Annotated in this window: 9 protein-coding genes; 5 read left to right on the top strand and 4 right to left on the bottom strand. The window is 70.5% G+C overall.

Annotated elements, in window-relative coordinates; genetic code table 11:
- Positions 1-16: 16 nt before the first annotated feature.
- Positions 17-385 carry a VOC family protein gene (locus R8Z57_RS04875; protein WP_318352615.1) on the bottom strand — a complete coding sequence of 123 codons (369 nt, stop codon included), beginning with the start codon at positions 383-385 and terminating at the stop codon, positions 17-19.
- Positions 386-459: 74 nt separating this feature from the next.
- Entirely contained in the window at positions 460-639 is a 180-nt protein-coding gene (locus tag R8Z57_RS04870; protein WP_318352614.1) for a hypothetical protein, read from the bottom strand.
- 159 nt (positions 640-798) lie between these two features.
- Here R8Z57_RS04870 and R8Z57_RS04865 point away from each other — a divergent pair, with 159 nt between their 5' ends.
- Positions 799-1,140, top strand: coding sequence for a YciI family protein (locus tag R8Z57_RS04865; protein ID WP_318352613.1), 342 nt, complete (start codon positions 799-801; stop codon positions 1,138-1,140).
- 69 nt (positions 1,141-1,209) lie between these two features.
- On the opposite strand, the gene R8Z57_RS04860 is transcribed toward R8Z57_RS04865, so the two are convergent.
- Entirely contained in the window at positions 1,210-5,070 is a 3,861-nt protein-coding gene (locus tag R8Z57_RS04860) for a choice-of-anchor I family protein (protein ID WP_318352612.1), read from the bottom strand.
- A 219-nt stretch (positions 5,071-5,289) separates the two neighbouring features.
- Between R8Z57_RS04860 and R8Z57_RS04855 the strand changes: the two genes are divergently transcribed.
- From R8Z57_RS04855 to R8Z57_RS04845, 3 genes are all read left to right on the top strand, one after another.
- The gene (locus R8Z57_RS04855; RefSeq protein WP_318352611.1) at positions 5,290-6,459 is read left to right on the top strand and encodes an acyl-CoA dehydrogenase family protein; all 1,170 of its coding nucleotides are present in this window, start codon (positions 5,290-5,292) and stop codon (positions 6,457-6,459) included.
- 29 nt (positions 6,460-6,488) lie between these two features.
- Entirely contained in the window at positions 6,489-7,388 is a 900-nt protein-coding gene (gene mmsB / locus R8Z57_RS04850; protein ID WP_318352610.1) for a 3-hydroxyisobutyrate dehydrogenase, read from the top strand.
- Between the two features lie 175 nt (positions 7,389-7,563).
- Positions 7,564-8,364, top strand: coding sequence for an enoyl-CoA hydratase (locus R8Z57_RS04845; RefSeq protein ID WP_318352609.1), 801 nt, complete (start codon positions 7,564-7,566; stop codon positions 8,362-8,364).
- A 115-nt stretch (positions 8,365-8,479) separates the two neighbouring features.
- Here the strand turns inward: R8Z57_RS04845 and R8Z57_RS04840 are convergent, their stop codons facing one another.
- On the bottom strand, positions 8,480-9,016 hold the full coding sequence (locus tag R8Z57_RS04840; protein WP_318352608.1) for a MarR family transcriptional regulator: 537 nt from the start codon (positions 9,014-9,016) through the stop codon (positions 8,480-8,482).
- 179 nt (positions 9,017-9,195) lie between these two features.
- Between R8Z57_RS04840 and R8Z57_RS04835 the strand changes: the two genes are divergently transcribed.
- Positions 9,196-9,972, top strand: a complete 777-nt coding sequence (locus R8Z57_RS04835) for an electron transfer flavoprotein subunit beta/FixA family protein (RefSeq protein ID WP_318352607.1) — start codon at positions 9,196-9,198, stop codon at positions 9,970-9,972.
- Positions 9,973-9,976: the final 4 nt, after the last annotated feature.

Genomic DNA, 9,976 nt, shown 5'->3' with positions numbered 1-9,976 from the left:
GGCGCGTTCCACCGCGTCAGAGCGGGCTGCCGATACGCAGCAGGTTTCCGTTGCGGTCGACGACGGCGAACTCGCGCATACCGTACTCGGTGTCGACGGGGGGCTCGACGCGGCTGCCGCTGGTGCGGTCGGGCTCGACGAGGCCGGTCCACTCCTCGAAGAGCCGCTGCGCGTCGTCGACGTAGAGGTAGCACATCGATGCGGTCGACAGCGGGTCGACCGAGGGGTCCTCGCTGAAGTGGAGTTCGGCGGTGCCTCGTCCGATGATGAGGTAGCCCCATTCCTCCGGTGGGGCGCCTCGGTTCTCGAATCCGAGCCGCTCGTAGAACCGCAGGGTCTCGCCGAGGTCGCGGCTGAGGAGGATGGGGACGGCGCGCTCGTTCACAGAGGCAGGCTAGTCCGCAGAGATGCCGCGGCGACAGGCGTCTCCGTGTCCTGACGCAACCGGGACGACGAGCCTTACAGCGCCTCGAGGATGACTGGACCGAAGACCGCGAGCGCCGCGACGCCGACGCCCGCGAGCGCGACGGCGGCGATGCCGATCACCAGGATGTTGCCGCCGATCGTCAGCAGCAGCGCCGCGGCCGTGGAGAGCTGGTGACGGCGACCCGTCGGGATCGAGGACGTGGTGGTGACCATGACTTCGACGCTACGAAGGATGCCGCGTCCCCGCGTCCGCCCGCAGTCTCATCCCCATCCCCCCGGAGGATGATCCGGGGAAGTGTCGACATCGAGGATCCTCGCGCGACGACCGGGATGAGGCTGGCACGCGCCGGCCCGCCACGAAAGGATCAGACCATGAAGTACATGATGTTCGTCGTCACCTCGCTCGAGCCCGATCCCGAGCGCGACCAGTCCGACGTGGATCTGTGGGTCGGCCCGCTGGACGCCAGCGGCAAGCGCATCATCGGCGAAGTGCTGGCGCCGGCCTCGGAGTCCACCGTCGTCAAGGTGCGCGGCGGAAAGGTGCTGACTTCCCGCGGCCCGTTCGCCGAGACGGCCGAGGTGATCGCCGGCTTCGACATCCTCGAGGTCGACGACCTGGAGGAGGCGATCGAGATCGCGTCGCGGCATCCGATGGCCCGCAACGGCCAGCTCGAGCTGCGACCGTTCATGGTGTGGCCCGACGAGGGCGAGTGACGCCACCGCTTGAGACGAGGGACGGCCCCCACCGGGTGGTGGGGGCCGTCCGTTCGCCGTGGTGCTGCGTCAGCTCGCGCTGTTCTCCTGACGCCTGCGGATCACCACGAAGGCCGCACCCGCGATCAGCAGCAGTGCGCCGCCCGCGGCGAGTCCCCACGGAAGCTCCGTGCCGGTCGTCGCGAGCGCGCCCGGGCTCACGACGGTGACGCCGACCTCGATCGGGTCGAGGCCCGCCGACGTGATCACCAGCCGGTGGTCGCCGAGCGGCAGGTTCGCCGGGATGGCGACCGAGAAGCTCAGCCGGCCCTGCGCGTCGGCCGCGGGGATGCCCGTGACGACGATCGGGTCGCTGAACAGTGTCGCCGCGATGGTCTGACCCGGCTTGAGGCCGGAGAGCGAGACGGCGAGCGTGCCGCCCTGCTCGACGCGGCCCGAGCCGACGTCGACCTTGGCCCAGTCGCCGCCGCGCTGCACACCGGCTACCGGCGGGGTGCCGCCGGGGTTGACTGGCGTCGGCGGAGTGGTGCCGGGGCCGGTGCCGGGGTCCGTGCCGGGATCGGTGCCCGGGTCGGTGCCGGGGTCGGTGCCCGGGTCGGTGCCCTCGACCGGCGGCTCCTCGCCGAGGAGGTAGGCACGGTTCGCCGGCGACGGCGCCACCGGGCCGCCCGCCGCGGCGAAGAACTCGACCGTCGCCTGCAGGTCGATCTGGCCCGAGTCGAGCACATTCGCGCCGTCGGCGAAGGTGAAGAAGTTGTCACCGCCCGCCGCGAGGAACGAGTTCGTCACCACGCGGAACGTCTCGGTCGGGTCGACCTCCTCGCCCTGGTACTGCATCGACACGATGTGCGCGCCGCGCGCGGCCGCCGGGTCGTACTCGAACGTGAAGCCCTTGGAGACGCCCATCGCCAGCTTGGCGCGCGACGCGCCGTCGGGCTGCCACTGCTCCTCGAGGAGCGCCTTGATCTGCGCACCCGTGAGGTCGAGCGTGACGAGCGTGTTGCCGAACGGCTGCACGTTGGCGACCTCGCGGTACGACATCGCTCCGTTGTCGTCGCCGAACAGCAGGTCGTTGCGCAGCCCGCCCGGGTTCATGAACGCGATCTGGGCGTCCGCGCCGCCGTAGTTCGGGTTCGCGCTGGTGGCCCACAGGTAGACGTCCGCGACGGTGTTGCCGAGCGTGGAGTGCACGCCGCGATCCTCGCTGCCGGTGGACGTCTTGCCGCGCAGGATGTCGGCCGTGATGGAGCCGACCTGCACCTGGCCCTTCTCGTTCGCGACGGTGACTGCCGCGTCGACGACGGCCTTGGTCTCAGCCTGCGGGTAGGCGACGTGCTGGCCGAGCACGGAGTCGTACAGCGACACGGTGCCGCCGGTGATCGACTCCAGCTCGCCGGTCTCGGAGAGCTCGATGTCGAGCGTGCCGAGCGCGGTGCCGTACTGGTGCGCCTGGATGACGGGGCGGCCGCCGATCTCGTGCGCGTACCGCTGGTGCGTGTGGGCCGAGACGATCGCGTCGATGTCGGCCGACGCGTTCTTCACCAGGTCGCCGAACGCGTCGTCGGCCTGGCTCGCCTCGATCGAAGCGCCGGCGGCGCCCTCGTGCGCGAGCAGGATGACGACGTCCGCCCCCTCGGCCACGGCGTCCGCGGCCGCGTCGTTGGCCGAGGTCACCAGATCGCGGAACTCGATGCCGGCGATGCCGTCGGGGCTGACCATGCCCGCCGTCTGCTCCGTGACGACGCCGACGAAGGCGATGTCGACGCCCTTCACGGTCTTGATCGTGTACGGCTGCAGGGCATGCTCCTCCGTCCCCTTCTTGAAGACGTTCGCGCCCAGGGCGAAGTCGCTCATGGCGTCGGCGTTCTCGTCGCCCTCGAAGCTCGGGATGATGTCGCCCACGAGGTCGTCGAAGCCCTGGTCGAACTCGTGGTTGCCGACCGCGCTCGCGTCGAGGCCCGCGGTGCGGAGGGCGTCGATGGTCGGGTCGTCGTCGTCGATGAACGACTCGAACGCCGAGGCGCCGAGGTTGTCGCCCGCCGACACGAACAGGGTGTTCGGGTTCTGCTGGCGGTACTTCTCGACTGCGCCGGCGAGCACCGCGGCACCCGCCACGCCGCCGGACTCCTGCACGAGGCGGCCGTGGAAGTCGTTGATGGTCAGCACCCGCACGTCGGGCTGCGCCGCCGTCAGCTGCGCGACGTCCCACACGGTCGTGGTGCCCGAGACCTCGCTGCCCACCACGAGCTGCGCGGTGCCGGTCGACGAGCGCAGCGCCGGGATGAACTGGATGCCCTCGGGGCCCAGGTCACCCGCCGCGGGGTTCGCGGCTCCTTCGGGCGTCTCGACCTCGGCCGTGAAGTCGCGGTTGTTCACGTACGTCACGTACTGCGCCGACGTCGGGTCGGTGATGTCGTAGACCATGACGCCGCCGACGCGCTCGAGGGCGACGAAGGCGTATGTCTTGCCGCCGACGACGCCGATGGTGACGTTCTCGGGCTCAGGGCCCTTGTCGTCGCTGCGGTCGTTGCTGTCGTTGTTGTCGTTGCTCGCGTTGAAGACGAGGCCGGGGATCTGCGACGTGATCTGCTCGAAGTCGTCGCCCGAGTCGAACACCAGGTTGCCCTTGGTGTCCCAGATCGAGAACGAGCGGCCGCCGTACGCGTACAGCTCGCTGTAGCAGTCGGCGCCCTCCGCCTTGCCGAGGTCGGTGACGACCTTCAGGCGCCCGAGGTCGGCGTTGCCCTGAAGGGCCGCCAGCGGGCTCTCGGCGCAGACGGCGAGGTCCTTGATGCGGGCCTCGTCGGCGAAGTACGCGCCCTCGATCGGGTCGCCCGCCTCATCGACGCCCCACTCACGCCCGTCGCCCTCGTTGGCGGTGACGAGGTAGGTCGTCGCCTTGCCGCCGACGGTCGCCGAGTACGCCTGGATGCCGTCGGGCATGTACAGGCCCTTCAGACCCGGGTAGGTCCGGATGTTGACGGTGGGCGCGCCCTGCGGGTCGCGGTCGCTGGCGTCGAGGCCGTGACCCTCGATCCCGTAGTCCTTATAGACGAGCGGCAGGATCGAGGTGACCTCTGCCTTCGCCAGGTCGACGACAGCGATCGCGTTGGCCTCCTGCAGCGCCGCGTACGCGGTCGATCCGTCGATCGCGATGTACTCGGGCTCGAGGTTGCGGCTGACGCGGTTGGTCGCGAGCGTCGCCGGGTCCTGCCCGGGCGCGGCCACGTCGGGGCCGAACACGCGCACCTTCGGGTCGAGCGTCTTGGCGCCGCCCGGCTCGAACGCGCCGAACCCGGCGGTCTTCACCGCGGCCTGCACGGGCGCGGCGACGCCGGCCGGAAGTGCGACCACGCTGATCGAGCCCTCGGGGTCGACCGAGAAGTCGTCGGCCGGCTCTCCCTCGTTGGCGACGACGGCGTACCTGCCGTCCTTCGAGACGGTCACCATGTCGGGGAGCGCGCCGACCGCGACGGTGCCCAGCACGGCGTCCTCCGCCAGGCCCTGGTTCGCGTCGAAGAACAGCAGATGCCCCGCGTCGGTCTTCGTCGGGGCCTCGAACGCGACGACGCCCAGGCCGTCGTCGCGGATGGCGAGCGAGTTGGCGACGCCCTCCGAGCCGATCGAGAAGAGCTCGACCGGGTTCTGCGGATCGGTGTTGTCGAGCACCATCACGGTGCCGGACTGTGCGTTCACGACGAACAGGCGGTCGCGGTAGGCCTGGACGATCTCGGCGGCGGACTTGGCGAACAGCCCGGACTCGTGGGTGCCGAGCGGCGTCAGTGCGAGCGCCGCGTTCGGTGCGGAGTCGGAGAACGGGGTGTCGACGATGGCGGCGGATGCCGCCGTGCTGCTGGTCAGCGCGAGCGCGCAGACGGCCGCGGTCGTCGCGGTGATCGCGACGGCGCGGCGGAGGAAGTGCGAAGGCATGCGTGTCCTCGGTTGCGGGTGGACGGGTGCGACGCGGAGAGCTGCGCGGAGCGCGGGTGCCGGGTCAGCGCGAGCCTCTCCCGCGAAGGTGACGGGCCGGTGAACGCCGGGCGAAGGGTCGGCCTGGTGCACGGAGGACAGAGCAGATACATGGATGTCCTAGTATTCTGAGTGTGGTGACGACGCCGTCACCCCGAGGCATCCTCAGAGGAGAGTCGTATGGACACCACCCATGTCCCCGTGCTCGCTCCCGTCGCCATCAGCGAAGACGAGCGGGCCGCCATTCTCGAAGCCGTCCGCGACTTCGCCCAGACCGAGCTCGCGCCGCACGCGCTGGAGTGGGACCGCACCTCTCACTTCCCGCGCGAGACGCTGCAGCGCGGCGGCGAGCTGGGGCTCGGGGGCATCTACGTCCGCGAAGACGTCGGCGGCTCCGGTCTCTCACGCTCCGACGCGGCGGCGATCTTCGAGGAGCTCGCCCAGGGCGACCCGGCCATCGCGGCCTACATCTCCATCCACAACATGGTGGCGTGGATGCTCGACACGTACGGCTCCGACGCCCAGCGCAGCGAGTGGCTTCCCCTCCTCACCTCGATGTCGGGCTTCGGCAGCTACTGCCTGACCGAGCCGGGAGCGGGATCGGATGCCGCGGCCATCACCACGAGCGCGATCCGCGACGGCGACGAGTTCGTGCTGACGGGCGTCAAGCAGTTCATCTCCGGCGGGGGCGAGGCATCCGTCTACATCGTCATGGCGCGCACCGGCGAACCGGGAGCGCGCGGCATCACCGCGTTCCTCGTACCCGCGGAGACCGCGGGACTGTCGTTCGGGGCCCTGGAGCACAAGATGGGGTGGAACGCGCAGCCGACGCGTCAGGTGATCCTCGACGAGGTGCGCGTGCCGGTGGCGAACGTCCTGGGCGTCGAGGGGCAGGGCTTCAAGATCGCGATGTCGGCTCTCGACGGCGGCCGCATCAACATCGCCGCGTGCTCGCTCGGCGGCGCGCAGTGGGCCCTCGACCGCGCCGTGAACTACGTGCACGAGCGCTTCACGTTCGGTGAGCCGCTCGCCGAGAAGCAGGCCGTCGTCTTCGCCCTCGCCGATATGGCCACCGAGCTCCGTGCTGCGCGCGCCCTCGTGCGCGACGCCGCCGCCGCGCTCGACGCCAAGGCGCCCGACGCGTCCCTGCAGTGCGCGATGGCCAAGCGCTTCGCCACCGACGCCGGCTTCACGGTCGCCAACCAGGCGCTGCAGCTGCACGGCGGCTACGGCTACCTCCACGACTACGGGATCGAGAAGGTGATGCGCGATCTGCGCGTGCACCAGATCCTGGAGGGGACGAACGAGATCATGCGCGTCATCATCGGCCGGCAGCTGCTCGCCGGCTGACGCCGCGGAAGGACGAGGGGTTGCGCACGATGAAGATCGCATTCCTGGGGCTCGGCCACATGGGCCTGCCCATGGCGAAGAACCTGTCGGGCACCGGCCACGAGGTGGTCGGGTTCGACGTCTTCCCGGCCGCAGTGGACGCCGCGCGCGACGCCGGCCTCACCGTGGCCGAGTCGGGGACGGATGCCGCCACCGCCGCGGACGTCGTCATCACGATGTTCCAGACGGGTGCCCAGGTGCTCGACGCCTATCGCGGCACGGGTGGCGCCCCCGGACTGCTCGGGGTCGCGGCATCCGGCGCACTGTTCATCGACTGCTCGACGATCGCCGTCGACGAGGCGCGCGCCGCGCACGCGCTCGCTGAGGCGGCCGGGCACCGGTCGCTGGATGCGCCGGTGTCGGGCGGAGTGGTCGGCGCCGAGAACGCGACGCTGGCGTTCATGGTGGGCGGCACCGACGAGGATTTCGAGGCGGCCCGGCCGCTGCTCGAGGCGATGGGGCGCCGCGTCGTGCACTGCGGCGGCGCAGGGCTCGGGCAGGCGGCGAAGGTCTGCAACAACATGATCCTCGCGGTGTCGCAGATCGCCGTCGCCGAGGCCTTCGTGCTGGGGGAGCGGCTGGGGCTGTCGCACCAGGCGCTCTTCGACGTCGCATCGAACGCGTCGGGGCAGTGCTGGGCGCTGACCACGAACTGCCCCGTGCCGGGACCGGTGCCGACCAGCCCGGCCAACCGCGACTACCAGCCCGGCTTCGCCGGCGCGCTGATGAACAAGGACCTGGGTCTCGCCGAGCACGCGATCGCCGCGACCGGCGTCGACGCCCGCATGGGCATGCTCGCCCGCGAGATCTACGCTGCGTACGCGGCCGGTGACGGTGCGGGCCAGGACTTCTCCGGCATCATCAACACCATCCGCGCGGACTCCGCCTGACCCGGCGGAGGGCCGCCCACACGGGGCGATCCTTGCCCCGCGCGCTCGGCCATGTCCCGAAATCGTCCCGAAGACGGCGGTTTTGGAGACGGAAGTGGGACACGAGCACGAGAAATCGGGACACGAACCGGAGAATTGGCGTCGGACGGATTCTCCGCGACCGGAATGGAGCCTCATGGCCGAGCAGGACAGCACGCAGTCGGACGCCTACGAGACGATCCTCGTCGAGACCCGCGGACGGGTCGGGTGGATCACGCTCAACCGTCCCGAGGCCTTGAACGCGCTCAACTCGCAGGTGTGCCGCGACGTGGTGGCCGCGGCATCCGCCTTCGACGCCGACGAGGGGATCGGCGCGATCGTCGTGACCGGATCCGAGAAGGCGTTCGCGGCCGGCGCCGACATCAAGGAGATGGAGTCCAAGTCGGGCCTCGAGATGCTCATGGGCGACCACTTCGGCGGCTGGGCGCAGTTCGCTGCGGTGCGCACGCCGGTGATCGCGGCGGTGTCGGGGTACGCGCTCGGCGGCGGCTGCGAGCTGGCGATGATGTGCGACATCATCCTCGCCGCCGACACCGCGAAGTTCGGGCAGCCCGAGATCAACCTCGGCGTCATCCCCGGCATGGGCGGCTCGCAGCGGCTCATCCGCGCGGTCGGCTACTACAAGGCCGCCGAGCTGATCCTCACGGGACGGATGATGGATGCCGCCGAAGCCGAGCGCTCCGGACTCGCGTCGCGCGTCGTGCCCGCGGCCGACCTGCTCGCCGAGGCGCAGAAGACCGCCGAGACCATCGCGTCGAAGAGCCTGCCGTCGCTGTACGCGGCGAAGGCCGTGCTGGATGCCGCCCAGGAGACCTCGCTCTCCGAGGGCCTGCGTCTCGAGCGCCACGTGTTCGCGAGCCTCTTCGACACCGCCGACCAGAAGGAGGGCATGGCCGCCTTCCGCGAGAAGCGCGCTCCCGAGTTTCAGGGCCGCTGACTCCCTGCTCCGCACCCGCGCGTCGAGGCCGAGGATCTGCGCCGAGACCGGGGACATCGCCCTCGGTCTCGGCGGGAATCCCTTGGCTCGGCGAAGACCTGCGCGCAGCTGCGGGTCAGAGGGGGTCGGGCTGCGGGCGGGGCTCGGTGAAGTCGCCGGCGTCCTTGCGGAACCGCGCGATGATCCGCACGAGCTCCGTCGTGTCGTCCTCGCTGAGGCCCGGGCTCTCGAACACCTGGCTGTTCAAGGCCGCGGTCGCCCGCTCGACGAGCTCGCGGCCGCGGGCCGTCAGCACGAGCATCGCGGCCCGCCCGTCCCCGGGGTGCGGCTCGCGCGAGACGAGGCCGTCACGGGCCAGCCGGTCGACGGTGTTCGTCACGCTCGTCGGATGCACCTGCAGGCGGGCGATGGCACTGGCCATCGGCATCCGCCCCTCCCTCGTGAACCCCAGGAGCCGCAGCATCTCGTACCGGGCGAACGAGAGACCGAAGGGCCTGAGGGTCGCGTCGATGCGGGCGAACATCAGCTGCTGCGCGCGGATGATCGAGGTGACCGCGGTCATGCCGGAGGCGGCCGGCTCCCAGCCGTGGGCGATCCATTGGCGCTTGGCCTCGGCGATCGGGTCGACCGGAAGACGCTTGGGTGCTGCCATGACGACCTCCTGCTCCCACCGTACCGTTCCGGCATCGGACGAAGGGATGACGGATGCCGCGAATCGGCGTTTATGTATACACACGGAGCGTCTGCGCTCGGTCAACGGCGGTTCATGTCGACGGATTGGGTACATTGCGCCGGGCGCCCTAGACTCATGCGCAGCGTGAGGAGATCGTCATGAAGATCGTCGTCCTGGTCAAGGAAGTCCCGGATACCTACGGGGATCGCAAGCTGTCGCTCGAGACCGGCCTGGCCGATCGGGCAGCGAGCGAGACCGTGCTCGACGAGATCGGCGAGCGCGCTCTCGAGGTCGCCCTGTCGTACGCCGACAAGACGCCCGGCACCGAGGTCGTCGTGCTGTCGATGACGCCCGAGTCGGCGTCGGCGACCGTCCGAAAGGGCCTCGCGATGGGTGCGGCGTCGGCCGTGCAGGTCGTCGACGACGCGCTGCTGGGTGCCGACATGGGGCTCACCGCCGAGGTGCTCGCGGCGGCGCTGCGGCGCACCGGGTTCGACCTGGTGATCGCGGGCAACCAGTCCACCGACGGGTCGGGCGGCGTGGTGCCGGTCATGATCGCGGAGATCCTCGACGTGCCGAGCGCGACCTACCTGAACGCCGTCGAGATCGGCGAGGGCACCGTCTCGGGCACCCGCGCGTCGGACGGCGCGACGATGCAGGTCTCGGCGCCGCTCCCCGCCGTGATCTCGATCACCGAGGCGCTTCCCGACGCCCGGTTCCCCAACTTCAAGGGCATCATGGCGGCCAAGAAGAAGCCGTTCGAGACCCTGTCGCTGGCCGACCTCGAGATCGACGCGCACGACCCCGAGGCGTCGCGCTCGATCGTCATCGCGCTGAGCGAGAAGCCGCCGCGCGAGGCCGGCGTAAAGATCGTCGACGAGGGCGACGCGGGCGAGAAGCTCGCGGAGTTCCTCATCCAGAACCGGCTCGCGTGAGGTG

The sequence above is a fragment of the Microbacterium sp. M3 genome, from assembly GCF_033548675.1.
GTDB lineage: Bacteria > Actinomycetota > Actinomycetes > Actinomycetales > Microbacteriaceae > Microbacterium > Microbacterium arthrosphaerae.
The sequence above is the reverse complement of the archived record's forward strand: the minus strand, read 5'-3'. Positions and strand labels throughout refer to the sequence as shown.

Bases quoted from the DNA above. Each gene is read 5' to 3' on its own strand.
- R8Z57_RS04865 (WP_318352613.1), top strand. From the start codon at position 799: ATGAAGTACATGATGTTCGTCGTCACCTCGCTCGAGCCCGATCCCGAG.
- R8Z57_RS04855 (WP_318352611.1), top strand. From the start codon at position 5,290: ATGGACACCACCCATGTCCCCGTGCTCGCTCCCGTCGCCATCAGCGAA.
- R8Z57_RS04845 (WP_318352609.1), top strand. From the start codon at position 7,564: ATGGCCGAGCAGGACAGCACGCAGTCGGACGCCTACGAGACGATCCTC.
- R8Z57_RS04870 (WP_318352614.1), bottom strand. From the start codon at position 639: ATGGTCACCACCACGTCCTCGATCCCGACGGGTCGCCGTCACCAGCTC.
- mmsB (WP_318352610.1), top strand. From the start codon at position 6,489: ATGAAGATCGCATTCCTGGGGCTCGGCCACATGGGCCTGCCCATGGCG.
- R8Z57_RS04860 (WP_318352612.1), bottom strand. From the start codon at position 5,070: ATGCCTTCGCACTTCCTCCGCCGCGCCGTCGCGATCACCGCGACGACC.
- R8Z57_RS04840 (WP_318352608.1), bottom strand. From the start codon at position 9,016: ATGGCAGCACCCAAGCGTCTTCCGGTCGACCCGATCGCCGAGGCCAAG.
- R8Z57_RS04835 (WP_318352607.1), top strand. From the start codon at position 9,196: ATGAAGATCGTCGTCCTGGTCAAGGAAGTCCCGGATACCTACGGGGAT.